The organism is Streptomyces tirandamycinicus (assembly GCF_003097515.1).
In the GTDB taxonomy this organism is placed as follows: Bacteria; Actinomycetota; Actinomycetes; order Streptomycetales; family Streptomycetaceae; genus Streptomyces; species Streptomyces tirandamycinicus.
On record NZ_CP029188.1, the window covers coordinates 2,802,919 to 2,828,646 of the forward strand.

The 25,728-nt window shown below is 72.3% G+C and carries 24 protein-coding genes and 1 tRNA gene; 9 read left to right on the plus strand and 16 right to left on the minus strand.

The window, feature by feature from the left end; all coding sequences use genetic code 11:
* The first annotated feature begins 79 nt into the window (after window positions 1–79).
* On the plus strand, window positions 80–3,604 hold the full coding sequence (locus tag DDW44_RS12315; protein WP_108906442.1) for a S41 family peptidase: 3,525 nt from the start codon (window positions 80–82) through the stop codon (window positions 3,602–3,604).
* Window positions 3,605–3,730: 126 nt separating this feature from the next.
* Here DDW44_RS12315 and DDW44_RS12320 read toward each other — a convergent pair whose 3' ends face one another.
* The 4 genes from DDW44_RS12320 to DDW44_RS12335 all read right to left on the minus strand — a co-directional run bounded on the left by DDW44_RS12320 (window position 3,731) and on the right by DDW44_RS12335 (window position 7,663).
* A complete protein-coding gene (locus DDW44_RS12320) occupies window positions 3,731–3,970 on the minus strand; it encodes a hypothetical protein (RefSeq protein WP_108906443.1) in 240 nt (79 codons plus the stop codon).
* Window positions 3,971–4,068: 98 nt separating this feature from the next.
* On the minus strand, window positions 4,069–4,950 hold the full coding sequence (locus DDW44_RS12325; protein WP_017945718.1) for an SDR family oxidoreductase: 882 nt from the start codon (window positions 4,948–4,950) through the stop codon (window positions 4,069–4,071).
* Window positions 4,947–6,122: an alpha/beta fold hydrolase gene (locus tag DDW44_RS12330; RefSeq protein ID WP_108906444.1), complete on the minus strand. Its 1,176-nt coding sequence runs from the start codon at window positions 6,120–6,122 to the stop codon at window positions 4,947–4,949. The genes DDW44_RS12325 and DDW44_RS12330 overlap by 4 nt, the downstream gene beginning before the upstream one ends.
* Entirely contained in the window at window positions 6,119–7,663 is a 1,545-nt protein-coding gene (locus DDW44_RS12335) for a flavin-containing monooxygenase (RefSeq protein ID WP_027733393.1), read from the minus strand. The genes DDW44_RS12330 and DDW44_RS12335 overlap by 4 nt, the downstream gene beginning before the upstream one ends.
* Before the next feature lie 189 nt (window positions 7,664–7,852).
* Between DDW44_RS12335 and DDW44_RS12340 the strand changes: the two genes are divergently transcribed.
* Complete coding sequence (locus DDW44_RS12340) at window positions 7,853–8,470, plus strand: MerR family transcriptional regulator (RefSeq protein WP_108908811.1); 618 nt, start codon at window positions 7,853–7,855, stop codon at window positions 8,468–8,470.
* A 231-nt stretch (window positions 8,471–8,701) separates the two neighbouring features.
* Here DDW44_RS12340 and DDW44_RS12345 read toward each other — a convergent pair whose 3' ends face one another.
* Complete coding sequence (locus DDW44_RS12345; RefSeq protein ID WP_063830094.1) at window positions 8,702–9,511, minus strand: exodeoxyribonuclease III; 810 nt, start codon at window positions 9,509–9,511, stop codon at window positions 8,702–8,704.
* 51 nt (window positions 9,512–9,562) lie between these two features.
* Here DDW44_RS12345 and DDW44_RS12350 point away from each other — a divergent pair, with 51 nt between their 5' ends.
* Both DDW44_RS12350 and DDW44_RS12355 read left to right on the plus strand, forming a co-directional pair.
* Window positions 9,563–10,048: a GNAT family N-acetyltransferase gene (locus DDW44_RS12350; RefSeq protein ID WP_017945713.1), complete on the plus strand. Its 486-nt coding sequence runs from the start codon at window positions 9,563–9,565 to the stop codon at window positions 10,046–10,048.
* A gap of 309 nt (window positions 10,049–10,357) precedes the next feature.
* Window positions 10,358–11,329: a trypsin-like serine peptidase gene (locus DDW44_RS12355; protein ID WP_108906445.1), complete on the plus strand. Its 972-nt coding sequence runs from the start codon at window positions 10,358–10,360 to the stop codon at window positions 11,327–11,329.
* 98 nt (window positions 11,330–11,427) lie between these two features.
* On the opposite strand, the gene DDW44_RS12360 is transcribed toward DDW44_RS12355, so the two are convergent.
* Window positions 11,428–12,336 carry an aldo/keto reductase gene (locus DDW44_RS12360; protein WP_108908812.1) on the minus strand — a complete coding sequence of 303 codons (909 nt, stop codon included), beginning with the start codon at window positions 12,334–12,336 and terminating at the stop codon, window positions 11,428–11,430.
* A gap of 355 nt (window positions 12,337–12,691) precedes the next feature.
* Here DDW44_RS12360 and DDW44_RS12365 point away from each other — a divergent pair, with 355 nt between their 5' ends.
* Window positions 12,692–13,117 (plus strand): BrxA/BrxB family bacilliredoxin, encoded by a 426-nt coding sequence (locus DDW44_RS12365; RefSeq protein ID WP_108906446.1) that lies wholly within the window; start codon window positions 12,692–12,694, stop codon window positions 13,115–13,117.
* 171 nt (window positions 13,118–13,288) lie between these two features.
* Here the strand turns inward: DDW44_RS12365 and DDW44_RS12370 are convergent, their stop codons facing one another.
* Window positions 13,289–14,191, minus strand: coding sequence for a hypothetical protein (locus tag DDW44_RS12370; protein ID WP_244224010.1), 903 nt, complete (start codon window positions 14,189–14,191; stop codon window positions 13,289–13,291).
* Between the two features lie 434 nt (window positions 14,192–14,625).
* Here DDW44_RS12370 and DDW44_RS12380 point away from each other — a divergent pair, with 434 nt between their 5' ends.
* Window positions 14,626–15,150 carry a hypothetical protein gene (locus DDW44_RS12380; protein ID WP_244224011.1) on the plus strand — a complete coding sequence of 175 codons (525 nt, stop codon included), beginning with the start codon at window positions 14,626–14,628 and terminating at the stop codon, window positions 15,148–15,150.
* On the plus strand, window positions 15,147–15,803 hold the full coding sequence (locus DDW44_RS12385) for a Fic family protein (protein ID WP_244224012.1): 657 nt from the start codon (window positions 15,147–15,149) through the stop codon (window positions 15,801–15,803). Before DDW44_RS12380 ends, DDW44_RS12385 begins: the two co-directional genes overlap by 4 nt.
* A 71-nt stretch (window positions 15,804–15,874) precedes the next feature.
* Here DDW44_RS12385 and DDW44_RS33180 read toward each other — a convergent pair whose 3' ends face one another.
* The gene (locus DDW44_RS33180) at window positions 15,875–16,009 is read right to left on the minus strand and encodes a hypothetical protein (RefSeq protein WP_279634804.1); all 135 of its coding nucleotides are present in this window, start codon (window positions 16,007–16,009) and stop codon (window positions 15,875–15,877) included.
* Between the two features lie 33 nt (window positions 16,010–16,042).
* Between DDW44_RS33180 and DDW44_RS32035 the strand changes: the two genes are divergently transcribed.
* Window positions 16,043–16,276: a DUF7683 domain-containing protein gene (locus tag DDW44_RS32035; protein ID WP_166802780.1), complete on the plus strand. Its 234-nt coding sequence runs from the start codon at window positions 16,043–16,045 to the stop codon at window positions 16,274–16,276.
* Between the two features lie 313 nt (window positions 16,277–16,589).
* Here DDW44_RS32035 and DDW44_RS12395 read toward each other — a convergent pair.
* The 7 genes from DDW44_RS12395 to galU form a co-directional block, all read right to left on the minus strand.
* A tRNA-Ala gene (locus DDW44_RS12395) sits at window positions 16,590–16,663 on the minus strand.
* Between the two features lie 132 nt (window positions 16,664–16,795).
* Window positions 16,796–17,863, minus strand: a complete 1,068-nt coding sequence (sepX, locus tag DDW44_RS12400) for a divisome protein SepX/GlpR (protein WP_108906447.1) — start codon at window positions 17,861–17,863, stop codon at window positions 16,796–16,798.
* A gap of 142 nt (window positions 17,864–18,005) precedes the next feature.
* Window positions 18,006–18,611, minus strand: a complete 606-nt coding sequence (locus DDW44_RS12405; protein ID WP_018889753.1) for a GNAT family N-acetyltransferase — start codon at window positions 18,609–18,611, stop codon at window positions 18,006–18,008.
* A 17-nt stretch (window positions 18,612–18,628) separates the two neighbouring features.
* Window positions 18,629–19,237 carry a MogA/MoaB family molybdenum cofactor biosynthesis protein gene (locus DDW44_RS12410; RefSeq protein WP_108906448.1) on the minus strand — a complete coding sequence of 203 codons (609 nt, stop codon included), beginning with the start codon at window positions 19,235–19,237 and terminating at the stop codon, window positions 18,629–18,631.
* On the minus strand, window positions 19,234–19,725 hold the full coding sequence (gene moaC, locus DDW44_RS12415) for a cyclic pyranopterin monophosphate synthase MoaC (RefSeq protein ID WP_026164927.1): 492 nt from the start codon (window positions 19,723–19,725) through the stop codon (window positions 19,234–19,236). Before moaC ends, DDW44_RS12410 begins: the two co-directional genes overlap by 4 nt.
* Before the next feature lie 55 nt (window positions 19,726–19,780).
* Window positions 19,781–21,070 (minus strand): molybdotransferase-like divisome protein Glp, encoded by a 1,290-nt coding sequence (gene glp, locus DDW44_RS12420; RefSeq protein WP_208648041.1) that lies wholly within the window; start codon window positions 21,068–21,070, stop codon window positions 19,781–19,783.
* Window positions 21,071–21,166: 96 nt separating this feature from the next.
* Window positions 21,167–22,069, minus strand: coding sequence for a UTP--glucose-1-phosphate uridylyltransferase GalU (gene galU, locus DDW44_RS12425; protein WP_018889750.1), 903 nt, complete (start codon window positions 22,067–22,069; stop codon window positions 21,167–21,169).
* Between the two features lie 121 nt (window positions 22,070–22,190).
* Here galU and DDW44_RS12430 point away from each other — a divergent pair, with 121 nt between their 5' ends.
* Complete coding sequence (locus DDW44_RS12430) at window positions 22,191–22,769, plus strand: 5-formyltetrahydrofolate cyclo-ligase (RefSeq protein ID WP_240800522.1); 579 nt, start codon at window positions 22,191–22,193, stop codon at window positions 22,767–22,769.
* Here DDW44_RS12430 and DDW44_RS12435 read toward each other — a convergent pair.
* Window positions 22,759–25,575 carry a penicillin acylase family protein gene (locus DDW44_RS12435; RefSeq protein WP_108906451.1) on the minus strand — a complete coding sequence of 939 codons (2,817 nt, stop codon included), beginning with the start codon at window positions 25,573–25,575 and terminating at the stop codon, window positions 22,759–22,761. The genes DDW44_RS12430 and DDW44_RS12435 overlap by 11 nt on opposite strands.
* Window positions 25,576–25,728: the final 153 nt, after the last annotated feature.

The window sequence follows — 25,728 nt, forward strand, 5'->3', positions numbered from 1 at the left end:
CTGGGCCACAGTCGCGCCGCCCCGGGAAAGCCCGGCTCCACAAGTTGCCGGGCCCCGCGCACGCGGAAAGCATTTAGGGGTGAGTGACGACGTCGCGTATCTCCGCTTCCCGCATCTCCACGCCGACTTGCTCTGCTTCGCGGCCGAGGACGACCTCTGGATCGCCCCCCTGGTCCCGGCGGGCGAGAGTCCCGGCCGGGCCTGGCGGGTCACCGTCGACCGGACACGGGTCGGGCACCCCCGCTTCTCCCCGGACGGAAGCCTCATCGCCTACACGACCTGGCGCAGCCTGGACCCGGAGGTCCATCTGGCACCGGTCGGCGGCGGACCGGCACGCCGCCTCAGCTACTGGGGCTCGACCGACACCCGGGTCTGCGGCTGGGACCCGGACGGCAACATCCTCGCGGTCTCCTCGCACGGCCAGCCCTTCTCCTACTTCTCCTGGGCCTACAAGCTGCCCACGGACGGCGACCCGGGAAAGCGCCTGCCCTGGGGGCCGGTGTCCGACATCTCCGTCGCCGACGCCGGCGGGCAGCACCGCACCCTGCTGCTCACCGGGAAGCCACCGCACGAGCCGGCCGGGTGGAAGCGCTACCGGGGCGGCGCCATGGGGCGGCTCTATCTGCACGGCGAACGGCTGCTCGCGGACATCGGCGGCCATCTCGACTGCCCGATGTTCGTGGGCGGCCGCATCGCGTTCCTCTCGGACCACGAAGGCGTCGGGAACCTGTACTCCTGCCTGCCCGACGGCACGGATCTGCGCCGGCACACCGACCACGACGCCTTCTACGCCCGGCACGCCTCCAGCGACGGCAGCCGGATCGTCTACCAGTGCGCCGGCGACCTGTGGATCGTGGAGGACCTGGCGCCCGGCTCCCAACCGCGGAAGCTGGACGTCTGGCTCGGCGGCCCGCGCGCCGGACGGCGGCGCCACCAGGTCCCCGCCGCCAGCAACGTCGCCGGCCTCTCCGTCGACACCACCGGCCGTGCCAGTGCGGTCGTCGTCCGCGGCAGCCTGTACTGGCTGACCCACCGCGACGGGCCGGCGCGCACCATCGCCGACACCCCGGGCGTCCGGGTACGGCTGCCGGTGATGCTGGGCAGCGGCGGCGGGCAGGTCGCGTACGTCACGGACGCGGACGGCGAGGACGCCGTCGAGATCGCGTACCTGCCCCGGGCCAGCGGCCACCGGCCGCCCCGGCGGCTGGCGTCGGGACGGCTGGGCCGGGTGCTGGAGATGGTCTCCGACCCGGCCGGGGAGCGGCTCGCGATCGCCTCGCACGACGGGCGGCTGCTGCTGATCACGGTGGCGGAGGAGGAGGGGGCCGAGGCGGTACGGGGGGCGGGGACGGGGGGCGAGGCGTCCGGAGCCGGCGCGTCCGGGACCGAGACGTCCGGGACCGAGGCGTCCGGAGCCGGCCCGTCCGGCACCGGCGCGTCCGGCACCGAGGCGTCCGGAGCAGGCCCGTCCGCGACCGATGCATCCGGCACCGACGCGTCCGCCACCGACGCGTCCGGAGCCGCGTCCGGAGCCGCGTCCGGCGGTGCGGATTCCGGATCGGCGGACGGGAGCGCAGGCTCCGGCGAGGGCGTCGTCACCGAACTGATCCGCTCCGTGAACGGCCCCGTGCGCGATCTCGCCTTCTCCCCCCGGGGGAACTGGCTCGCCTGGTCGCACCCCTTCATCGGCCGCTCCCTGCGGCAGATCAAGATGGCCCGCATCGACGGCCCCGGCCCCCGCACCGTCGTCGACGTCACCAACGGCCGCTTCGAGGACGAGTCCCCCGTCTTCACCCGCGACGGCCGCTACCTGGCGTTCCTGTCCTGGCGCGGCTTCGACCCGGTGTACGACGTGCACACCGGCGACCTGTCCTTCCCGCTGGGCTGCCGCCCCTATCTCGTACCGCTGTCGTCGGCGACGCCGTCGCCGTTCGCGCTGCTGCCCGACGGACGGCCGGCGGCCGGCGGGCTCGACCCCGCCGAGGCCGACATCGGGGAGGGCGCGGCGATGGTGGAGGTGGAGGGGCTGGAGAGCCGGGTCACTCCGTTCCCCGTGGCCGCCTCCAAGTACTCCTCCCTGCACCCCGTCGCGGGCGGCGGTCTGGTCTGGTTGCGATGGCCGATCTCGGGCGCGCTCGGCGAGACGTTCGCCAACCCCGCCGACCCCTCGCACCGGCCGACTTTGGAGTACTTCGACATCCCCAAGGCGCGCAGGACCGAACTCGTCGCGCACCTCGACTGGTTCGCGGTCAGCGGCGACGGTTCCCGGCTGGTGGTCTTCGACGACGGCGAGCTGCGCGCCGTACCGGCGACCGAGTCCGGCGACAGCGACTCCACGGTCTATCTCGACATGCGCCGGATCCTGCACGAGGTGGACCCGCCCGCGGAGTGGCGCGGCGCGTACCAGGAGGCCGGCCGGCTCATCCGCGACTACTACTGGGACCCGGGCATGTGCGGGATCGACTGGGACGCCGTGCTGGACCAGTACCGCCCGCTGCTCGAACGGGTCGCCTCCCCCGACGAGTTCGCCGATCTGCTCCGTGAGGTGCTCGGCGAACTGGGCACGTCGCACGCCTACGTCACGCCCGCGCGCCGCAACGAGGGACCTCCCCACTACCAGCGGGCGATGGGCCTGCTCGGCACCAACCTGGCACGCAGGGAGGAGGGCTGGACCGTGGTCCGGATCCTGCCCGGCGACTCCTCGGACTCCAAGGCGCGGTCCCCGCTCGCGGGCACCGGGATCCGCGAGGGCGCCGTGCTGACGCACGTCGACGGACGCCCGGTGGACCCGGTGACCGGCCCGTACCCGCTGCTGGCCGCGGCAGGGGGGACGACCGTGGAGCTGACCTTCCGGCCCGCCGAGGGCGAGGGCCCGCCGCGGCGGGTGGCGATCGTGCCGCTGATCGACGAACGCCCCCTGCGCTACCAGGACTGGGTCGCCAAACGGCGTGCGGTGGTACGGGAGATGAGCGGCGGCGAGTGCGGCTACCTGCACATCCCCGATCTCGGCGGGTCGGGCTGGGCCCAGTTCAACCGCGACCTGCGGATGGAGGTGTCACGGCCGTCGCTGATCGTGGACGTGCGCGGCAACGCGGGCGGCCACATCAGCGAGCTGGTCATGGAGCAGCTGACGCGCAAGATCCTGGGCTGGGACCTGACGCGGAACGCGCAGCCGGTCTCGTACACCTCGAACGCCCCGCGCGGACCGATCGTGGCGCTCGCCGACGAGGCGACCTCCTCAGACGGGGACATGATCACGGCGGCGTTCAAGCTGCTGGGCGTGGGCCCCGTGGTGGGCCAGCGGACCTGGGGCGGTGTGGTCGGCATGACCGGCCGGCACCGGCTCGTGGACGGGACGGTGATCACGGTGCCGATGAACGCCGCGTGGTTCGACGCGTACGGCTGGTCGGTGGAGAACCACGGCGTCGAGCCGGACATCTTCGCCGAACGGCCGCCGCTGCACTGGGCCGAGGGCAAGCGCACCGATCTCGACACCGCGGTCCAGGTCGCGCTGGACCGGCTCGCGAAGGATCCGGCCAAGACCCCTCCGGGGTACGACGACGTCCCCGACCGGCGCCGCCCCCCGCTGCCGCCGCGTCACTGAACGACGAGGGCGGGGGCCGGCCGCGCCCGCCTTCCCGGCCCGTCCGGCCACGGAAAAGGCCCGTCCGGCCACGGAGAAGGGGCGCACCCCGTGCACTGGGTGCGCCCCTTCGGCATGCCCCGGACGTCAGGCGTCGTGACGACGGTGCATCGGGTCGTCGCCCATCTCACGCTCCGGACGGCGGCGCTCCTGGCCGTGCTCCTGGCCGTGCTCCTGACCCCGCTCCCGGCCGCGCTCCTGCGGGGGGCGCTGCTGCGGCCGCTGCTGCGGCGAGCGCTGCGAAGCCTCCTGCTTCATGCCGGGCTTCTGCTTCCCCTGCTCCTTGAGCTGGTCCGCCTTGTCCTTGAACTGATCCTGGATACCCATCTGGTTCACTCCTGGAAGGGTGAGAGGTACGGGGGCCGTTGGGCCGGCCCCCGGGGCCTCGACCAGACTGGCATGAGCGGACATTCCGCGCATTTCGATCAGTTACGCTCCGTACGTTCCCGCTCGTCAGCGGCCCCGCCGGCGCCCACGAGCCCCGTCCGCATCCCGCCGAGCCGCGGCTCGAAACGCCTCATCTCACGCCGGCCCACCAGCCCGATGAGGCTCGGAAGGCCGCCGCGGACCGACTGCATCCCGCGCAGCCACCACTGCGCGTACACATGGGCGGAGCGCCGCTCGATCCCGGCGACGAGCCGGTCCACGGCCGGTCCGAGCGGGTAGGTGCGGTTCGACGGCCACGGGAGCCGCTGCCGCAGTTCCCGCATCACGTCGTGCAGGTCGGCCCCGCGCACCATGTCCGTGTCGGTCCAGGACAGATAGCCGACGCCCACCTTCACGCCCTTGTGGCCCACTTCGGCCCGCAGGCTGTGGGCGAAGGCCTCGACCCCCGACTTGGAGGCGCAGTACGCCGTCATCATCGGCGCCGCGGTGATCGCGGCGAGCGAGGCGATCTGGAGGAAGTAGCCGCGGGACTCGACCAGGACCGGCAGGAAGGCCCGGCAGGTGACCGCGCTCCCGATGAGGTTGACCTCGATGACCCGCCGCCACGCCTCCGGGTCGGAGTCCGCGAACGGGCCTCCCGACGCCACACCGGCGTTGGCGACGACGATGTCGACCTTGCCGAAACGCTCCTTGACCTCACGGGCCACCCGCGTCATCGCGACATGGTCGGTGACGTCGGCGTGCCAGTGGTCGCACTCTCCGTGCAACCGCCCGGCGACCGCCTTGAGTTCGTCCGGCTCCAGTCCGACGAGGGCGACCTTGGCCCCGCGTGCGGAGAGTTTGCGGGCCAGCAACTCGCCGACGCCGCGGGCGGCTCCGGTCACCACGGCCACCTGCCCTTCGAGGCTGCCCCTGGTCATGCCTTCTCCTCCTGCGTCGTAGGGGTGCCCGGACGGGCGGCGGCCTCCCGCACCGTACGGGGCTCCCGCGCGGCGGGGATCTCCCGGGCCGTACGGGAATCCGGACGGGCCGCGGCGCCCCGGGCCGTACCGGAATCCTGCTGCGCCGCGGCCTCCCAGGCCGTACCGGAATCCTGCTGCGCCGCGGCCTCCCGGGCCGTACGGGACCCCTGCCCGGCAGCGGCCTCCCGCCCCAGGTACGCGTCCACCAGCTTCCTGATCTCCGCCGTGACCGCCTCCGGAGCCTCCACCGGGGTCATGTGCCCCGTCCCGGCGAGTTCGACGAGCCCCGTGCACTCGGGCAGCGACGCGGCGAGCGCCCGGGCGTGGACGATCGGGGTGAGCCGGTCCGCGGTACCCGCGACGACCGCCGTGGGCAGCCTCATCTCCCGTACGCCGGAGTCCAGATCGAGCCCGGCGAGGACATGCGCCCAGGCCACCCGGGTCCGGCGCGGGCAGGCGTGCACGATCCGGGCGCACTCGGCGACCCGCTCCGGTGCCGTGCCCGGACCCATCGTCGCGTAGCGCAGGATCCTCCGGGAGACCGGCGTGACCGGGCCGAGCGGGGCACGCGAGCCCAGGATCGCCCGGGTGAGCCGGGTGCGGAACGCACCGGCCCGCATCGGCACCACGAGCGACTCGGCGACGAGCCGCGAACTGCCCGTGCTGCACAGCAGCGCGGCCGCGGCGTGCTCGGCGAACCCCGGCCGGGACGCGGCCGCCATGAGCGTCATCCCGCCCATCGAGTGCCCGGCGAGGACGGCCCGTTCGCCCGGCGCCAGCGCGGCGGCGAGCACGGCCTCCAGATCGTCGGCGAGGGCCTCGGTGCCGTACCCGTACCCGTACCCGGCGACGGCCCCGGCCCCGGCCCCGGCCTCGCCGACGGCGGGTGTGCGACCGTGCCCTCGCTGGTCGTAGGCGATGACCCGGTGGTCGGCGGCCAGCTCCCTGATCTGTGCCGCCCAGAACCGGGTGGAGCAGGTCCAGCCGTGCGCGAGCACCACTGCGGGCGCGCCGTCGGGGCCGTGGACCTCCACGTGCAGGCGGGAGCCGTCGGCCGAGACGGCGGTCAGTTCGCGCGCGGCGACGGGCGGGGCGGGGGCCGTCGCGAACCGCTGCATGAGCCGGCTCACGCGCCCTCCTCCCCCACCGCGGCGGGGACGGCTCCGGTGCTCCCGGCCGCCCGGTCCGCGGCAGCGGTGCGGGGCGCGCGGATCACCTCGTACTCGGCGAGGTCGACCGTGCGGGTCTGCCGCCGGAACTCCCCGGTCGTACCGGGCCAGAGGGTGGTGTTGCGGCCGCTCGCGTCGAGGTACCAGCTGGAGCAGCCGGTGTTCCAGACGGTCCGCTTCATCCGCTCCTGGACCCGCCGGTTCCAGGCGTGGACCGCGGACGGGCGGGCGCCGAGCGCGACCCGGCCGCCGAGGACGTCCAGCTGGCGCAGGTAGTCGGCCAGGTAGTTCAGCTGGGACTCGATCATCAGGATCATCGAGCTGTTCCCGAGGCCCGTGTTGGGGCCGATGATCGTCATCCAGTTGGGGAAGCCGGCGGCGGTGGCGCCGCGCAGCGACTCCATGCCGTCCTTCCAGGCCTCGGCGAGGGTGTGGCCGTCCGCGCCCACCACCCGGTCGGCGATCGGCAGGTCGGTGACGTGGAAGCCGGTGCCGAACACGATCGCGTCGACCTCGGCCTCCGCGCCTCCGGCCGCGACCACCGTGGAGCCGCGGACCTCGGTCAGCCCGGAGGCGACGACGTCGACATTGGGCCGGGCGAGCGCCGGGTAGTAGTCGCTGGACAGCAGGATCCGCTTGCAGCCGATGCGGTAGGACGGCGTCAGCTTCGCCCGCAGGGCCGGGTCCTTGACGGACTTGGCCATGTTGGCCTTGGCCATCGACTCGATCAGGCCGAGCTGGTTCGGGCGCTTGGTGAACGCGCTGACCTGCAACTCCCGGATGCCCCAGAGCAGTCCGCGGCGGACGGTCGAGGTCAGCGGCAGCAGCCGGTGCAGCCGCCGCTCGCCCGCGCCGATGGCCCGGTCCATCCGCGGCAGCACCCAGGGAGGCGTGCGCTGGAACAGCGTCAGCTTCGCCACCAGGGGCTGGATGGCAGGCACGATCTGGATGGCGGACGCACCGGTACCGATCATCGCGACCCGCTTGCCGCGCAGGTCGTAGTCGTGGTCCCAGCGCGCCGAGTGGAAGACCCGGCCGGGGAACCCGTCGAGCCCGGGGATCTCGGGGACCTTGGGGTCGGACAGCGGGCCGGTGGCGGAGACCACGACGTCGGCGGTGAACGCGCCCCGCGAGGTCTCGATCTCCCAGTGCAGTTCGCCGGTGTTCCAGCGCATCATCAGCACGTCGTGGCCGAAGCGGAGATGCGGGCGGATCCCGAAGGTGTCGGTGACGTGCTCCAGGTACGCCCGGATGTGCTCCTGCCCGGAGAAGGTCCGGGGCCAGTCGGGGTTGGGCGCGAAGGAGAACGAGTAGAGATGGGACGGCACGTCGCAGGCGCAGCCGGGGTAGCTGTTGTCCCGCCAGGTCCCGCCGACCGATTCGGCCCGCTCGAGCACGACGAAGTCGGTGATCCCCTCGCGGCGCAGCCGGACGGCGGCGCCGAGACCGCCGAACCCGGATCCGATCACCGCCACCCGCACGTGCTCGTACCGCTGGCTCATGCCGCCTCCCGCAGACAGACTCCCACCGGACCGCGCCAGCAATCACTGGCACGATGGGAGGGTAGAGCCTCCGCATACCGAGCGGTAGGGGTGGAACCGAACAAGTTACCGGCGGTACAACATAGGCTGGCGGACGTGACGGACGAGCTGCGCACGGATCGCGAGACCCGCGAGACCCGCGAGTACCGCATGGAGGAGCTGGCCGAGCAGGCCGGAATCACGGTGCGCACCCTGCGCTTCTACCGCGAGCGGGGACTCATCCCCCCGCCTCGCAGGGAGGGCCGGATCGCCTGGTACGACGACCACCACCTGGCCCGGCTGCGGACCATCGCGGCCCTGCTGGAGCGCGGCCACACCCTCAGCGGCATCGCCGATCTGGCGTCCGCGTTCGACAGCGGCCGCGACGTCGGCGAGGTGCTGGGCCTCGGCGAGCCCACCGAGGAGACCCCGGCCCGGCTCACCCCCGAGGACCTGGCCGACTACTTCGAGGGCGACGCCACCGCGGAGAACCTCACGGCGGCGCTCGACCTCGGCTATCTGGCGACCGACGGAGACGAGATCGTCCACATCAGCCGCCGGCTGCTCGACGTCTCGTCCGCACTGGTGAAGGAGGGCGTCCCGCTGTCGGCGGTCCTCGCGGCGGGCCGCGAGGTGCGCGGCCACGCCGAGGCGCTGGCGTCCCTCTTCGTCGAACTGCTGCGCTCCCACGCGGCCGAGGGGGACCTGGAGCGGCTGCGCCCGCTGGCGAAGAGCGTGGTGGACGCGGAGCTCTCGATGGCGATGGACCGCCGCCTGCGCGGGTCGTGACCGGTGGGACCCGGCCCGGCCGACAGGCTTCGGACCGACCGGCAGGGCCCGGCCCGACCGCCACGCGCCGGTCGGCCCCTGCACGGTGGCGGTGCGCGGAGGTCCGGCGTGCGGCCCGGCCGGGACGTCAGGCGCGGAGGCCCGGAACGGGCCCGGCCCGGACATCAGGCGCGGAGGCCCGGAACGGGCCCGGCGCGCGGCCCGGCGCGCCGCCTGGGGCCCGGCCCGGGGCTACGACTCGAAGACCGCCGTCACCGGCGCGTGGTCGCTCCACCGCTCCGCGTGGCTAGCGGCCCGCTCCACGTACGCCTTCACGCACCGCTCCGCGAGGCGCGGGGTCGCCACCAGCAGGTCGATGCGCCACCCCGTGTCGTTGTCGAAGGCGCGGCCCCGGTAGGACCACCAGGAGTACGGGCCCTCCTGCCCGGGGTGCATGGCGCGGACGACGTCCACGTACCCGGCGCCGGTCTCGCCGTCGCCGTACACCCGGCCGAGCCACTCCCGCTCCTCGGGCAGGAAGCCGGAGTTCTTCCTGTTGCCGCGCCAGTTCCTCAGGTCGGCCTCCTGGTGGGCGATGTTCCAGTCACCGCACACCAGCACGTCACGGCCGTCGGCCGCCGCGCGTTCCCGCAGATCCCGCAGATACGGCAGGAACGCGTCCATGAAGCGGTACTTCTCGTCCTGGCGCTCGGTGCCCACGTCGCCCGAGGGGAGGTAGAGGCTGGCGACCGTGACAGCGGGCAGGTCGACCTCGACATAGCGTCCGGCGCCGTCGAACTCCTCACTGCCGAACCCGGTGCGCACCGCGTCCGGCTCGCGCCGGGTGAGGACGGAGACGCCGGCGCGGCCCTTGGCGGCGGCCGGGACGTGCACCGCGTGCCAGCCGTCGGGGCTGCGCACCTCGTCGGGGAGCTGGTGGGCCTCGGCCCGTACCTCCTGAAGGCACACCACGTCGGCGGAGGTCCCCGCCAGCCACTCGACGAAGCCCTTCCTGGCGGCGGCCCGCAGCCCGTTCACATTCACGCTGGTCACAGTGAGCACCCCGGAACAATAGCCGGAAGGCCGACCGTGCATAGATGTACGATATGTCGCATGAACATCCAGCCCATGCGCTTCGACCACCCCGACGCCGTCAAACTCAACGACCAGGTGCAGCTGGAGTACGCCGCGCGCTACGGCGACGAGGGCGATGTCACACCCCTGGACCCCTCGATGTTCGTCCCGCCGCGCGGACTCTACCTGCTGGCCTACGACGGGCTGGGCCGCCCGGTGGCCACCGGCGGCTGGCGCACCCAGGACGAGAACGCCGAGGGGTACGCGAACGGCGACGCCGAACTGAAGCGGATGTACGTCGTCCCCGAGGCGCGCGGTCTGGGCCTGGCGCGGCGCGTGCTGGCGGCACTGGAGGAGGACGCCCGCGCGGCCGGCCGCACCCGCATGGTCCTGGAGACCGGCACCGCCCAGCCCGAGGCCATCGCGCTGTACACCTCCAGCGGCTACGAGCCGTGCGCCAAGTTCGGCCACTACCGCCACTACGAGACCAGCCGCTGCTTCGCCAAGCCGCTCACCCGGCGCTGAGCCCGGCGCCCGCTGAGCCCGGCGCCCCGACGCTTCCCTCGACCCCGCGAGCGGGGAGAGTCCCGCCCGGCCGGCGCCCTCCCTCGGCGCCGACGGCTCCGCCGCCCCTGACGGCTCCCGCGGTTCCACCCACCTCCGCGGTTCCACCCACCTCCGCGGTCCCGTCTGCCTCAACGGCCCCGGCAGCCCCCTCGAGCACTCCAGTCCTGACGCGCTCCTGACAAGTTCGGCCAGGCGTGGCAACCTGCCTCACGAACGTCGATCCGCACCGTTCTCATCCCCCACCTGCCCCGGCAGAAGGAGACATGCGTGAGACGCCATCGCACAGCCGCAGCGATCCTGTTATCAGTCGGCGCTCTGCTCACGGGCGGCCTGACGGCCACCACCACCGCCCACGCCGCCGCACCGGCCCCCTCCCCCGCCCCCAGCGCCGCGGCCCACCACGCCACGGCCGCGGAGCAGCAGAAGGCCCGCGCCTTCTGGACCGCGGAGCGGATGCGCGCCGCGGCCCCGCTCGACCTCCACCTCGGCCCGGACGCGCTCAAGACCCTCAAGGCCCCCAAGCCCGGGGCCGTGACGACGACCGTGGCCCCGACCGCCTTCCCCCAGGCGGGCGGCCCGTGGACCGGCGGCGGCGCGGTCGTGAAGACCTCCGGCCGGCTCTTCTTCACCTTCCAGGGCCGCAACTCGTCCTGTTCGGCGAACGCCGTGACCAGCCAGAACGGCAGCACCGTCATGACGGCCGGACACTGCGTCAAGTACCAGGGCAGCTGGCACACCAACGTCGTCTTCGTGCCCGCGTACGACAACGGCCAGGCCCCGTACGGCCAGTGGAGCGCCACCAAGACGCTGACCACCCCGCAGTGGCAGGCGACCGAGGACATCAACCACGACATCGGCGCGGCCGTGCTCGCCCCGCTGAACGGCCAGAAGCTGACCGCGGTCACCGGCGCCCAGGGCATCCAGTTCAACGGCGGCTACAACAAGCAGATGTACGCCTTCGGTTTCCCGGCCGCGTCCCCGTACGACGGCACGAAGCTGATCTACTGCAGCGGAAACAGCTCCAAGGACTGGCTGTTCACCCAGGACCACAGCCTGGGCTGCAACATGACCGGCGGCTCCAGCGGCGGCCCCTGGTTCACCGGCTTCAACGAGACGGCGGGCACGGGCCTGCAGGTCTCGGTGAACAGCTTCGGCTACATCTTCCTGCCGAACCGGATGTTCGGCCCGTACTTCGGCAATGAGGCGAAGGCGCTGTACGACAGGGCCCAGACCTCCTGACCCCAGGCGCCGGCGGGGCCCGTCCCCCGCCGGCCGCCGAACACCCAGGCCCCGACGGGTACATGAGTGCGGCGAGTACGCGAACGCGGTGGAGCCGCTCAGGGAAGCGGCACGCCACGGGCCGCGAGCCAGAGCGCGTACCACTCCTCGTGGTCCAGGTCCGGCTCCCGCCGCGCGGCCTGCCCGCAGGCGCGGATGCGCTCGGGGCTGGCGGTGCCGATCACCGGGGAGATCCGCGCCGGATGGCGCTGCAGCCACCACAGCAGCACCGTCTCCGGCGGCACGCCCTTCCGCTCGGCGAGGGAGGCGACCAGCCGCGCCGCGGCCTGCTCCTCCGGCGTCTCCTGCCGTCCGGTGAACCGGCCCTGCGCCAGTGCGCCCCAGGCCTGGAGCTCGATGCCGTTGTCCCGGCAGTACTCGAGGGTGCCGAAGGGGAAGCCGTTCTTGGCGGCCGCGGGGGTGTTCACGACCACCCCGGCCTCAAGCCAGTCGCGCCGCTGCAGGCTCATCTCCAGCTGGTTCGCGACGAGCGGCACGTCCAGCCGGGCCCGCAGCGCGGCGATCTGCGCCGCCCCCATGTTGGACACCCCGAACCGCCGCACCAGACCCTGCCGGTGCAGCGAGCTCAGGGCCTCGGCGATGTCGTCGGGATCGGCCAGCGGGTCCGGCCGGTGCAGCAGCAGCACATCGATCACATCGGTACGCAGCCGCGCCAGACTCTCCTCGACCCGCCGCACGACGGTCCGCCCGCGCAGGTCGTAGATCCCCGGGCGCTCCCCGTCCGCGAGACGGATACCGCACTTGGTCTGCAGCACGATCCGCTCCCGCAACCCCGGAGCACGGGCCAGGACCTCGCCGAAGACGGCCTCCGCCTTGCCGTGCCGGTAGATGTCGGCGTGGTCGAACCTGGTGACGCCGTTCTCCAGCGCCGCCTCGACCGCCGCCTCCGCGGCGGCTATGTCCCCGGGGCCGTACGGCGCGGTATCCCACGTCCCACCGAGCCCCATGCAGCCGTACAGCAGCCGATCGCCTGCCGTGCCTGCCCTGCCCGTCGTCTCCGTCGCGCCTGCCGTGTCCGTCTTCGTCGTCACCCGGCGACCCTACTGGCCACGGCTGGCCACGGCTCGGGCGCGGGTGGCGGGAGGGTGCCGCGCTCGGGAGGGTGGTGGGCCGGTGCGCCACGGCCGGCCGACGATACCGGCCGGCGCCCCTCGGGCCGAGCCCTCCGCCAGGCCCGATCCAGGAGGTCCGGCCCGGCCGCGGTGCACTCCCCGACCAGGCGGGATGCCGGAAATGACGCACTAGCGACGCACGCGTCAGTACCCTGAGTGACCCATCCGTAGTTCTCGGTGAGGATTCGTCATGCCGTACCCTCCACTACTGGTCAAGCCCATGCGGGAAGAGCTGACCAGCATCGGCTTCGTCGAGCTGCTGTCCGCCGACGACGTAGACCGTGCCATGAAGGACGCCCGCACCGGCATGACCCTGGTGGCCATCAACTCCGTCACCGGCTGCGCGGCCGTCATGGCCCGGCCTGGTGCCCGGCTCGCCCTCTCAGGCGACGCCAAGCGTCCCGACCGGCTGCTCACCGTCTTCGACGAGCAGGACATCGAGGCCACCGCCCAGCTGCGCTCCTACTTCGCGGACATCCCCCCGTCCCACCCCTCCTTCGCCCTCTTCAAGGACGGCGAACTCGTCCACTTCATCCCCCGCCACCGCATCGAAGGCCGCGACGCCCAGAGCCTCGCCGCCGACCTCGAAGCCGCCTTCAACGAGTTCGGCCAGTGACAGCCCGACCGTCGCGCGGACCGGTTCGACGTTCCGTATGAACGGTCCGGAGCCGTCTCCGGAGCGTCCCCGTTGCGGGCTGCCCCAGGCGGACCCGGCCGATGCGTGTGCCGAGCCGTTGGCGGTCGCTTCCCCTCCGCCCACGGGTGGCTTCCCGGGTTGACGGGCCGATCAGCAGTCGTAGCGGTGCGCGTACGGCATGTCCGGGCACGCTGAGCAGACGAACAGGTACATGCCGCCGAGGTCGCCCATGTCCATCCCGTGGCCGATGGCGTCGACCACCGTGGGGTCGGTCGTGGTACCCGGGCCGGGGTCCGAACTCCCGGGTTCCTGCTCGTCGAGCGGCGACCAGCACCCTTCGACCGGCTCCGTGGCGGTGATGCTGAGAAGGTGGTCCATGCGCCGGCCGCAGCGGCAGTCGGGCCAGTCGGGCTCCTGAAGCCAACCCGGATAGCCTCCGACCTTGCTCTGGACGGTGGTGGCCATCTCGTAGTAGGAGAACCCGAGCGCCTCCTCGATCTCATCGAACCGTTGACTCAAGGCCTGGGCGAGGTCTACCGGAAGGTCCCCGTGGGGGAACTCCACCACCCGTGTCGGCGTCACCGTGCAGGGCCGGGGCATGAAGTCCTCGTCGCACTCGTACGGCACCGGCGGCTCCGGCAACACCCGCCCCGCCGCGACCGTCTGCTCGTTGCGCCAGTACACCTTCGGCAGCGCAGACCCGACCTCGTCATCGTGGATCAAGGGGCACCACACGACCTGCAGCACGTCCATGGCCCACGGGAACGGCAGCTCAGGCACATCCCGTGCATAGAGCTGCACGACCGGCACCATCGCCACCGGCTCGGGTCCGACCACCTCGGTGGGAGTCCTCAGCGGCCTCCAGTGCCCTGGCTCGGCACACAGCGGCCACGGTTCATCGGCCGGCCACAGCAGGGGACCGCCGATGGAGCTGGCGTGTACGCCGGGTTCTCCACTTCGCGGATACAGCAGGGTCGTCTCCCGCCCGAGACCGGCGAGTTCCGGTATCAGCGACTCCACGTCGAACGGCACTGGGCGGATGCGGTGGGGCATGATGCGTTCCTTATCGGTGATCAGGTCCGGAGCTCCGCCGGCAACCGCCGCCAGCACCGACATCCTCGCAAACACGCCACCGGCATGGAGACAGGGTCCTTCCTGAGCAGCCTTCGCCTTCGCGGCACCGAACCCGAGCGAACTCGGGAACGCCCCGTCGCCTGCGGGGCGTTCCCGAGCAGCCCCGCCCAGACGGGTCAGAAGCCGATGAGGATCGCCTCCCGCTGGTGGTACGGCCGCTCGATAAGGGGTGGAGCCAGGGCGGCCACGCACGGCAGAGTGGGACGGTGAGTGAACTGTGGGCACATACCCTGACGTGGGCAGACGTGGATCCGGCTCGACATCCGTTCGAGCTCGGCGCCGATGCGGCCGAGGAGTTGGCGAGCGCTGTCGCGTCCTTGCTGCCCCACGCTGACGCCGCTCGCGAGGATCGCTTGCGTTCACTGGCTCCCGTCACCGAGTTCCTGGCGGGCCGGTACGGCCGATGGGCCTGCGGATGGAACTGGTCGGTCGGCGAGGGCGACGTCGACGGAGGCGTCGTCGAGGTGTGGTGCTGTTCATCCGACTCCGTGACGACCCCTGAGGCGACCGCCCCGCTGGTTGTCGACTCCCTTCTGGAATGGCGTGGCTGGCTGGAGGATCTGGCGGAGCGATTCGCGGACCTGTCCCCGCCGAGGAGCACCCCGGCACCTTCGGCGGACCACTGGTACTGGGAGCGAGCATGCACCCGCCTGGTCACCACCGTGGCCGACCGCACCCAGGCCGAAAGCGGCTGGTACGGGCACTGCGAGCAAGTCCTCCGATGGTTCCTCGCCTGCAACGGCATTGACGAGGGCCAGGCCCAGGACATCGTCAGGAACGCGGTCGGCGGCCGGTTCGGCAGTTGGATCGCACCTGATGTTCCGGTGGTCGACGCAGTGAGCTCGCGGTTCGCCGGAGGCGTGGGCGGCATCGAATGACCCCGGAGCCCGGCCGGCCGAAGGACAGCCTCGCCGACTGGTTGCGCATCCGGACGAAGATCTCCTGGCCATCCTGGCGAGGCACCTGCCTCACCTCCGAAGCACCAGCCCGCGACGGCTTCCGCGACTTCTTCGTGGCAACGCGAGACGGACGGGACGGCGAGGGCACCGCGCGCGTTCTGACCGCCCTCGACCTGGCCTTCGCCGACGCCGAGCAGGGCAGGCCGCTGACGTTCGCCCTCATGGCGAAGTGGCAGCGGACCGTGCTGGGCCACGGCCTTGCCGGTTTCCGCACGATGCCGGCTTTCGCGAAGAGCGGACGGGAGCGCTACGGCCTCGCACCCGACACGCGGGCGCGATTCGAGCGCTGCCTGTCCGAGAGCGCTCAACCGGGTCTGCCCCTCCCCTCACTCGCCGCCCGGATCTACCTCGACTCCCTGTTCTTCCATCCGTTCGAGGACGCCAACGGCCGCGCGGCCGTCCTGGCGCTGGCGTTCGTCCTGGCACGGGAAGGCGTCGTCCTCGACCAGGTTCACCCGCTTCAGACCACCCGCTGGGCCGACGACGCCGAAGGAGCGGCCGACCTGGCAGTGCTGCTCGGAATCCTGCTCACCGCTGCGGCGCGGCGCCGGTCCCACGGGAGGCAGTCGTGAACGAACGCCACGTCCTGCTCGACGAGCTCGCGCAGGGGCCGCGCCCGACGGATACCCCAACGGTGCTGATCTCAGGCGGCCGGATCGACGAGCAACCGGGAGAGATCGCCGGTCTCGCGCCTCTCGACGAACGCCACACGGCGTTCCGGGGTGCAGCGTGGAGAACCCGACCGCGACGGCACCGGCACCAGCACCAGCACCAGCACCGAAGTGGTGTTCCCGACACGAAAGGTGGAGAAGTGATCTACAGGATCGCCCAGTACCGCAGGGACGGAGACTTCACCGATGACCGGTGGGACGTGACCCACCTCGGCGAGCGGACCCTGGCAGAGGTATTCCCCATCACGCACCCCGACCACCTCGGTGACACCTACCGGTTGACGGAGGAGCAGGCCGCCACGCTCGCACCGCTCACCGGACTCACCTTCGACCTCGAAACCTGCGAGTACTACCTGGAGCCGACCGCCGACTGATCCGAGCGGTTGCCCGGCTCACCAGGGCCCGGCGCTGTCGCTGGTGACGCGCGTGGCCCTGCTCGAGTGCCCCGGCTCGCTGCCGGCGGCCCCCGATGTACGCCCCCGCATGGCGATGCGGATTCTCCGGCACAGCCGGATCGCGGTGGGCCTGGAGATTTCCACACACATTCCGTCCGAGGCAAGCGCAAGGCTCTGCGGAAGCTCGGTCGGCCGCTGGACGGGCCGGTTCGGAAGTAGTTGCTGTACTTCGCTGCTGTACCGCACGAAAGAGCCCCTGCCGGATCTCTCCGACAGGGGCTCTGACCTGTTGTGGACCTGAGGGGATTTGAACCCCTGACCCCCTCGATGCGAACGAGGTGCGCTACCGGACTGCGCCACAGGCCCTTGCAACGGGTGAAACCTTAGCACCCCGATCGGGGTGCTTGGAAATCCGTTCCTCGCTGGTCGGGCCGGGCAGGCTTCCGAAGGCACGGATGCCCGCCCGGCCCGGCGGTCTCACTCGTTGCCCATTGCTCGTTACTCGTTGGCGGCGCGGGGCCGGTCCTCGTCCGCGTACTGGTCGAAGAGCGGCGTGCGGCCGTGTTCGCGGGTGCGGCGCGGAGGGGTGGTGCGCTGGCGCGGAGGCTGCGGGGCGGAGGGTGCGGCCGGATCGGCCGTGGAGGAGCGGGCCGAGCTCCAGGTCTCCGGGTCGGTGACGTCGATGCCGCTCGTGGCGCGCGGGGCGACCGGTGCGGTGACGTAGGTGGGCAGCGGCACCGGGACCGGGTCCCAGCTGTCGCCGCGCCCGGGACCCGGGTCGCGCTGCTGGTCCACCCACTCCGCGTGGTCGGTCTGCTCGACCAGGGCGCGGCGGCCCGCCTCCTGCGGCGAGACCGCGGGTACCGGCTCGGGCTCGGGCCGTGCCGGGGCCGCCTCGTCCGGGTCCCCGGCGACGGCCGGGCGGCGTCGCGAGCGGGTCTCGCGCAGCCGCTGCGCGGCCGCCTCGGCGTGGCGCCGATCCATCACGTACACGAAGCGGCGCCGCTCCTGGGTCCGCAGATAGGCGATGTAGACGCTGAGGAGGACGGCGGGGACCGCGGGCGCCCAGAGGAAGCCGAGTCCGCCGACGGCCGCGATGATCGCGCCGAGGGTGAAGGCCAGGAAGAGGAGCACGGTGGTGCGCCGACGGCGGGCGAGCACCTTGGAGCGCCGGGCGCGTTCCGAGGCCGCGGCGCCGTTCGGCTGGTGTGCGCGCTCCCTGCGCGCCCGGGCCGGGGCGGGCGGCATGGCCACCCGCGCCTCGGTCCTGGCCGGGGGCGCGGCGAACTCCCGGACGTCGACGGAACTCTGCCAGTCTCTCTCGGATTCCGTCTCCGATGCCGGGTCGGTGTCGGTGGCGGGGTCGTCCTCGGTGGTGCGTTCGCGCAGCTCCTTGGCGTACCGGCGCTCCATTCCCGCCCGTCCGGACAGCAGCCGGATGGCGGTGCTGAAGCGTTCGGTCGGACGGGCTTCGTTGAGCTCGTCCTGCCTGCGGAGCCACATCGGCACCAAGTAGGCGGCCCAGGCCCCGACGATGACTGCGTAGATGAGGCCGCTGCTGCTCACGCATCACACCGTAGAGGGATTCGCACGAGGGCATCGGCCAATCGGCACGGTGTGTCGCACGATCTGGCTGATCCCACTGACTTTTTTTGTGATTCTTCAGATCACCGGGCGACCGAGTGGCGACAGAATTCGAACAGTTATTTCATTTCTCGTGTCGGGCCGCTCGCGCATGGTGCCAGCGGCGCAGAAGTCCTCCGGGGACCTCCTCCGCCGTGAGCGCGAACACCAGATGGTCACGCCAGGCGCCGTCGATGTGGAGATAGCGCGGGCGAAGTCCCTCCTCGCGGAATCCGAGTTTCTCCACGACCCTGCGGCTCGGCCCGTTCTCCGGGCGAATGCAGACTTCCACGCGGTGCAGGCCGACGTTCTGGAAGCAGTGGTCGACGGCCAGCGCCACAGCCGTGGGCATCACCCCGCGGCCGGCGACCTCGCGGTCGACCCAGTAGCCGACGTGGCCCGAGCACATGGAGCCCCAGGTGATACCCGCGACGGTGAGCTGGCCGACGAGGCTGCCCCGGTACTCGACCACGAACGGCAGCATCCGCCCGGCGTGCGCCTCGGCCCGCAGATGGCGCACCATCTGCCGGTACGTGGGGCGCTGCGCGACCGGGCCGCCGGGGGCCGGCGGCGGGATGGTCGCCTCCCAGGGGCGCAGCCAGTCCCTGTTGCGCCGGTTCACCTCGCGCCATGCCCGCTGGTCACGCAGCTTTATCGGGCGGAGGGTGACATCTCCGTCCGCCAGGACCACGGGCCAGGAGTGGGTGCTCAGCGGGAGCTCCCTGCGGAACCCGACGGCCCGGCGGGCTCGGCGGGCCGCGGGTGGTCGCCGCCGTGCAGCTGATCCACGGCGTGCGGCAGCATCCGGGACAGCACGGCCAGCCCGTCGCGCACGCCGCCCGAGGAGCCGGGGAGATTGACGATCAGGGTGCGCTCGGCGACCCCGGCGAGGCCCCGGGACAGCGCCGCGGTGGGCACCTTGGCGAGACCGTGGGCGCGGATCGCCTCGGGAATGCCGGGGATCTCGTAGTCGAGGACCCGGGCGGTGGCGTCCGGGGTGCGGTCGGTGGGCGAGATCCCGGTGCCGCCGGTGGTGAGGATGACGTCGTACGCCGCTGCCACGCCGTCGCGCAGCGCCGCCTCGACCGGGTCCCCGTCGGGGACCACACGGGGGCCGTCGACCTGGAAGCCCAGCTGCGCGAGCCCCTCGGCGAGCAGGGGGCCGCCGCGGTCCTCGTACACGCCCGCCGAGGCCCGGTTGGACGCGGTCACGACGAGCGCCCGGCGCTGCGGGCGCCCCGGCTCTCCGGCCCGCGGACCGGAGCCCGGCGGGCCGCCGGGGGCGTGGCCGTGGACCTCGCCCGCCCGCGGGGTCATCGCCCGGCCTCCTCACGGGACCAGTCGCCGGACTTCCCGCCGGTCTTCTCCTCGACCCGGACGTCGGTGATCACGGCGGCCTTGTCGACCGCCTTGACCATGTCGACGACCGTCAGCGCGGCCACGGACACCGCGGTCAGGGCCTCCATCTCGACTCCCGTGCGGTCGGTCGTCCGCACGGTGGCGAGGATCTCGACGGCGTCGTCGGCCACGGAGAGGTCCAGCTTCACCCCGGAGACCGCCAGCGGGTGGCACAGCGGAATCAGGTCCGGTGTGCGCTTGGCACCCATGATTCCAGCGATCCGGGCGGTGGCGAGGGCGTCACCCTTCGGGACGCCCTCGCCCCGCAGCAGCTCGACGACGCGCGGTGAGACGAGGACCCGGCCGCTCGCCCGTGCGGTGCGCGCGGTGACGTCCTTCTCCGAGACGTCGACCATACGGGCCGCGCCCGCCTCGTCGATATGTGTGAGTCCTTGCTGCGCACTCATGGCTGTGGCTCCCGGTCACTGTGTGGTGGGACACGCTACCGCCACGGCCTCGCGCTCATCCGAGCAGGACCACCTCCGTCTCCGTGCCCGGCTCGACGGTGGTCGTGCCCTCGGGGACGACGATGAGCGCGTTCGCCTGGGCGAGGGCCGCGACCAGGTGCGACCCGCTGCCGCCTACGGGGGTGACGGTTCCCTTCTCCGCATCGTAGGCACCGCGCAGGAACTGCCGCTTCCCCTCGGGCGAGGTCAGCGCCTCGTCCGTGCGGAGCTCCGCGCGCACCCGGGGCCGCCGCACGTCCTTCAGGCCCATCAGGGTGCGGATCGCCGGACGGACGAACAGCTCGAACGACACATAGGAGGAGACGGGATTGCCCGGCAGGGCGAGCAGCGGCGTGTGGTCGGGCCCGATGGTGCCGAAGCCCTGGGGCTTGCCCGGCTGCATGGCGAGCCTGCGGAAGTCGACCCCGCTGCCCGGCTCGTCCTCGTCGCCCACGGACGACAGCGCCTCCTTGACCACGTCGTAGGCGCCGACGCTGACTCCGCCGGTGGTGACGAGCAGATCGGCGCGGATGAGCTGGTCCTCGATGGTGGCGCGCAGCTCGTCGGCGTCGTCGGTGACCGCGCCGACCCGGTAGGCGATCGCCCCGGCATCGCGGGCGGCGGCGGTGAGCGCGAAGCTGTTGGAGTCGTAGATCCTGCCCTCGCCCAATTCCTCTCCGGGCTGGACGAGTTCGCTTCCGGTGGACAGGACGACGACCCGCGGCCGCGGGCGCACCCGCACCGTGCCGCGGCCGATCGCGGCGAGCAGGCCGATCTGCGGCGGGCCGAGGACCGTGCCCTCGGGCAGGGCGAGGTCGCCCGCCCGGACGTCGCTGCCGCGCTCGCGCACATGGGCGCGGGGCTCCACGGGCCGGTGCACCCGCACCTCGCCGGTCGCTCCCTCGGGGGCGGCGCCGGCCGGGCGCATGGCCGTGGCGGCTCCGCCGCCCGTGCCGCCGTCGGTCCACTCGACGGGCACGACGGCCTCGGCGCCGGGCGGCAGCGGGGCGCCGGTCATGATCCGGGCGGCCTGCCCGGGGCCGACGGTGCGTGTCGCGTCACCGCCCGCGGCGACGTCCCCGATGACGGTGAGCACGGAGGGGAAGGCCTCGCTCGCGCCGGCGACGTCGGCGACCCGGACCGCGTAGCCGTCCATCGAGCTGTTGTCGAAGGGCGGCAGTGCCACGGCGACCGTGACGTCCTCGACCAGCACACAGCCCTGGGCGTCGGGCAGCGGCAGGTCGATCGGGTCCAGCGGGTGGATGGCGCCGAGGACGTCCTCCAGATGGTCGTCCACCGACCACAGGCCCTGCCGGCCGCCGGGGGCTTCCCCGGCCGGGCCGGCCCCGGCCGGGGTGGCGGGGCCGGAGCCCGTGCCGGGTGTTGCCGTGCTGCTCACGTGCTACATCTCCTCGGTGACGTAACGGCGAAGCCAGGCTCGGAAGTCCGGGCCCAGGTCTTCACGTTCGCACGCGAGTCTGACAATGGCACGCAGATAGTCGCCCCGGTCGCCGGTGTCGTAACGGCGTCCCTTGAAGACGACGCCGTGCACGGGCCCGCCGATCCTCTCGTCGGCGGCGAGCATCTGCAGGGCGTCGGTGAGCTGGATCTCGCCCCCGCGGCCCGGCTCGGTCTTGCGGAGTATCTCGAAGACCGCCGGGTCCAGGACGTAGCGGCCGATGATCGCGTAGTTGCTGGGCGCCTCGGCCGGGTCGGGCTTCTCGACCAGGCCGGTGACCCGGACGACGCCGTCCTCGCCGGTGGCCTGCACGGCGGCGCAGCCGTACAGGTGGACCTGGGACGGCTCGACCTCCATCAGGGCGACGACGCTGCCGCCCTCGCGCGCCTGGACGTCGACCATCCGGGACAGCAGCGGGTCGCGGGGGTCGATCAGGTCGTCGCCGAGGAGCACGGCGAAGGGCTGCTCGCCGACGTGGGGCGCGGCGCACAGGACGGCGTGACCGAGGCCCTTGGGGTCGCCCTGGCGCACATAGTGCATGGTGGCGAGGTCGCTGGACTCCTGGACCTTGGCGAGGCGCCCGGCGTCGCCCTTGCGGGACAGCGCCTCCTCCAGTTCGTAGTTGCGGTCGAAGTGGTCCTCGAGGGGGCGCTTGTTGCGTCCGGTGACCATGAGAACATCCGAGAGGCCGGCGCCGACGGCCTCCTCGACCACGTACTGGATCGCCGGCTTGTCGACGACGGGCAGCATCTCCTTGGGAGTGGCCTTCGTGGCCGGCAGGAACCGGGTGCCGAGGCCTGCGGCGGGGATGACAGCCTTGCTGATCCTGGGGTGCGACTCGCTCATGCGGGCACCATATCCGGTGACTATGGGAGGAAGATTAGCCTCCGGTTAACTTTCTCCCCATACAGTCATATTGACAGTGGATTGCGAGGTTGCCGTGGGCTCCGAGATGTCCGGAAAGAGCATGGTTCGACGTGAACTGCTCGACACACGACGCCTGCTGTCCCCTGAAGACGTCCGCGAGGCCTCGCTGGTTCTCGCCCGCCACGCACTGGAGCTCCCGGAGCTGGCCACCGCCCGCACCGTGGCCGCCTATGTCTCCGTGGGGCGCGAACCCGGCACGCGCGCGCTGCTCGACGCGCTGCGCGCGCGGGGCGTGCGGGTGCTCCTGCCGGTGCTGCTGGACGACAACGATCTCGAGTGGGCGGTGTACGAGGGACCGGACCGGCTGGTACCGGCCCGCCGCGGCCTGACGGAGCCGGCCGGGCGGCTGCTGGGCCACAAGGCCGTGCTGGAGGCGGACACGGTCCTGCTGCCGGGACTCGCGGTGGACGAGCGGGGCATGCGGCTCGGCCGGGGCGGCGGCTCGTACGACCGGGTCCTCGCCCGGCTGGAGGCGGCCGGGGCCCGGCCCGCCCTCGTCGTACTGCTGTACGCGAACGAGGTGGTCGCCCGGGTCCCGGAGGAACCGCACGACCACCCCGTACACGCCGTGGTGACCCCGGAGGGCGTCCGCCGCTTCGCGGCCCGGCCTACGGCCTGAGCGCCAGCGTGTCCTCCGTCGCCGCCTCGACCGCCTTGTCGGTGTAGGCCCAGTCGAGCAGCTCGCCCTTGGCCCACTTGTCGGTCTGGTCGGTGTAGTGCTTGCTGTAGGCGTGGCCGGAGGCGCCCGTCAGGTTGATCCAGCGGGACTTGTCCCAGTCGCCCACGTTGACGACCATCCGCATCGACGGGACCCAGACCACGTCGTAGCCGCCGGCCGCGTTCCAGCCGGTCGCGTTGACCGCCGCCTCGCCGCCGCCGAGGCTCCACGGGCCGCGGTTGAGCATCCAGCGCAGTACGCCGGGGCCGGACGTGCCGAGCGTCTGGTTCTTCAGCGTCAGCTGGTGCAGCCTGCCCCAGCTCCAGCTGCCGACGTCCTTGCCGAGCTTCGCCGTCAGCTCCCAGCGGGCATCCTTCATGGCCCGGGCGAACAACTCGTCACGGGTGGTCGTGGCCGCGTCCTTACGGGTCCTCGGCGCCTGCCACCACTCGCTGTCCTCGACGTCGATCAGCCCGCGGACCACCTCGTACCAGCGGTCGCCGCCGTCCGGCTGGGCCGAGTCCGAGTCGCGCTGACCGCACTCGCGGACCAGCGAGTTCAGGTCGTCGACCGGCCCGGTGCTGTCGGCCGGGCGGACGTTGAGGCACTCGCCCCGGACCCGCAGCTCCTTGGGCAGCTTGTTGCCGAAGGCCAGCCTGAGCACATGGCGCCAGACGGCGTTGAAGTAGGCGGCGGCCCCGGAGTCCGGCTCCTGGGTGTAGTCCCAGCCCTCCAGCAGCTTCTGCGCCTCCCGCACATACGGGTCGGACACGTCGATCTTCAGCAGATGCGGTGTCAGCAGCTTGGCGATCTCGCTCTGGTTGTCCGTCTGCATGGTGCGCATGTCGTCGGTCGAGATCTTCCCGCCGTCCTTGATCTTCAACTCGATCAGGTCGTGTATCCGCTGGCTGCGGGAGCCGTACCCGTAGTCCTTGGTGATCAGGTACGGGTACTTCTCGGCGTCCACGACGGCCTGGTTGGCGGTGACGATGTAGCCGCGCTTGGGGTTGTACTCGTACGGCAGCTCGTCGAAGGGGATGTACCCCTTCCAGCCGGAGGTCGGGTTCCAGCCCGGGGTGGGCATCGAACCGTCGAAGCCCTCGGGGCGGACCGGGATCTTCCCGGGCGCCTGGTAGCCGATGTTGCCCTTGGCGTCCGCGTAGATCAGGTTCTGCGAGGGGACCTCGAAGTCCTTCGCCGCGGCGCGGAAGCCCTCGAAGTCCTTCGCCCGGTTGAGCTTGAACACCGCGTCCATGGAGTTGCCAGGATCCAGCGCGGTCCAGCGCAGCGCCACACCGAAGCCGTTGCCGCGGTCGGGGGCCGGGGTCGTCACCGGCGCCCGCTCGCCGACGCGCTCCAGCTCGGAGCTGCGGTCGGAGATCAGCGGGCCGTGGTCGGTCTCCCGGACGGTGATCTTCTTGCTGCCGCCGCCGGCGATCCTGATGGTCTCCTCGCGGACCTTGAACGGCTTGATCCGGCTGCCGGACGTCCAGCCCGTCTGGGAGACCTTCTCCAGGTAGAGGTCGGTGACGTCCGCCCCGAGGTTGGTGAAGCCCCAGGCGATGTCCTGGTTGTGGCCGATGACCACGCCCGGCATGCCGGAGAAGGTGTACCCGGCGACGTCGAAGGAGCACTTGTCCGAGACGGCGCGGCAGTGCAGGCCCATCTGGGCCCACAGCGACGGCAGCTGCGGCGCGAGGTGCGGGTCGTTCGCCAGCAGGGGCTTGCCGGTCGTCGTGTACCTGCCGGAGACGACCCACGAGTTGGATCCGATGCCGTTGCCGTTCGGGCCGAGCAGGGCCGGGATCCCGTCGAGCACGTCGGAGAGGCCGGAGAGCTGCGTCTGCGCACCCTGACCGGCGCCCGAACCGCTGCCCGCGCCGGCGTCCGCGCCGCTGCCGGCGGTCCCGCCGTCCTGGGACGACGCACCGGAGCCCGAGGAGCCCGACGGGTCCGAGGAGCCCGAAGAGCCCGAGGAGGGTTCCGCCTCCGGGTCCCACTTCCCGGTACCGTCGTCCACGGCACCGGCCGTGACGACCGGCTGGTGCAGGTCGTACGGGTACGCCGGGTACAGCTGCTCGATCTGCTGCTCGGTCAGCCGGCTGGTCATCAGCGAGCGGTCGATCTCGTCCTGCATGTTGCCGCGCAGGTCCCAGGCCATCGCCTTCAGCCAGGCGACCGAGTCGACCGGCGTCCACTCCTCCGGCCGGTAGTCGCCGATGAGCCCCAGGGCCGCGTACTCGAGCGAGAGGTCGGCGCCGTCGCGGTCCGCCAGGTAGGCGTTGACCCCGTCGGCGTAGGCCCGGAGGTACTTCTTGGTCTCGGGCGACAGCTTCTCGTCGAACTCCTGCTGAGCCACCCGGTGCCAGCCGAGGGTGCGCAGGAAGGCGTCCGTCTCGACCTGCCCCGCGCCGAACATCTCGGACAGCCGGCCCGCGGTGACGTGGCGGCGCACGTCCATCTCCCAGAAGCGGTCCTGCGCGTGCACGAAGCCCTGGGCACGGAACAGGTCCTCGTCGGTGCTCGCGTAGAGCTGCGGAATCCCGTTCGCGTCGCGCTTGACGTCCACCGGCGCCGACAGGCCGTCCACCCTGATCGTCCCGGTGGTCTGCGGGAAGGACGCACGCACGGTGTCGACGCCCCAGTAAGCACCGCAGCCGACACCCGCGACCAGCGCCAGGGCCAGGGCGAGCACGATCAGACGGGCGCGGCGGCCCCTCCTCCTGGCTGGCTTCTCGGCGGAGGAGGCGGTTGTGTTGGAGGGCATCGCTGTCCTTCGAGGGCAGGGTGGTCCTGGGAGTGCAGGAGCAACCATAGGCGCAGCGATCGACGGGCCCGGACGCGGTATCAGTAACGCGACATCACCACCACGGCATTCGAACTTACTGACGATTAACAAGGGGAGTCGGTCATGGGAGCG

Coding starts and splice junctions, on each gene's coding strand:
- DDW44_RS12320 (WP_108906443.1), bottom strand. CDS start 3,970: ATGGGTATCCAGGATCAGTTCAAGGACAAGGCGGACCAGCTCAAGGAG.
- DDW44_RS12325 (WP_017945718.1), bottom strand. CDS start 4,950: ATGACCAGGGGCAGCCTCGAAGGGCAGGTGGCCGTGGTGACCGGAGCC.
- DDW44_RS12335 (WP_027733393.1), bottom strand. CDS start 7,663: ATGAGCCAGCGGTACGAGCACGTGCGGGTGGCGGTGATCGGATCCGGG.
- DDW44_RS12340 (WP_108908811.1), top strand. CDS start 7,853: ATGGAGGAGCTGGCCGAGCAGGCCGGAATCACGGTGCGCACCCTGCGC.
- DDW44_RS12350 (WP_017945713.1), top strand. CDS start 9,563: ATGAACATCCAGCCCATGCGCTTCGACCACCCCGACGCCGTCAAACTC.
- DDW44_RS12360 (WP_108908812.1), bottom strand. CDS start 12,336: ATGGGGCTCGGTGGGACGTGGGATACCGCGCCGTACGGCCCCGGGGAC.
- DDW44_RS12365 (WP_108906446.1), top strand. CDS start 12,692: ATGCCGTACCCTCCACTACTGGTCAAGCCCATGCGGGAAGAGCTGACC.
- DDW44_RS12370 (WP_244224010.1), bottom strand. CDS start 14,191: ATGCCCCACCGCATCCGCCCAGTGCCGTTCGACGTGGAGTCGCTGATA.
- DDW44_RS12385 (WP_244224012.1), top strand. CDS start 15,147: ATGACCCCGGAGCCCGGCCGGCCGAAGGACAGCCTCGCCGACTGGTTG.
- DDW44_RS12410 (WP_108906448.1), bottom strand. CDS start 19,237: ATGACCCCGCGGGCGGGCGAGGTCCACGGCCACGCCCCCGGCGGCCCG.
- moaC (WP_026164927.1), bottom strand. CDS start 19,725: ATGAGTGCGCAGCAAGGACTCACACATATCGACGAGGCGGGCGCGGCC.
- galU (WP_018889750.1), bottom strand. CDS start 22,069: ATGAGCGAGTCGCACCCCAGGATCAGCAAGGCTGTCATCCCCGCCGCA.
- DDW44_RS12430 (WP_240800522.1), top strand. CDS start 22,191: ATGGTTCGACGTGAACTGCTCGACACACGACGCCTGCTGTCCCCTGAA.
- DDW44_RS12435 (WP_108906451.1), bottom strand. CDS start 25,575: ATGCCCTCCAACACAACCGCCTCCTCCGCCGAGAAGCCAGCCAGGAGG.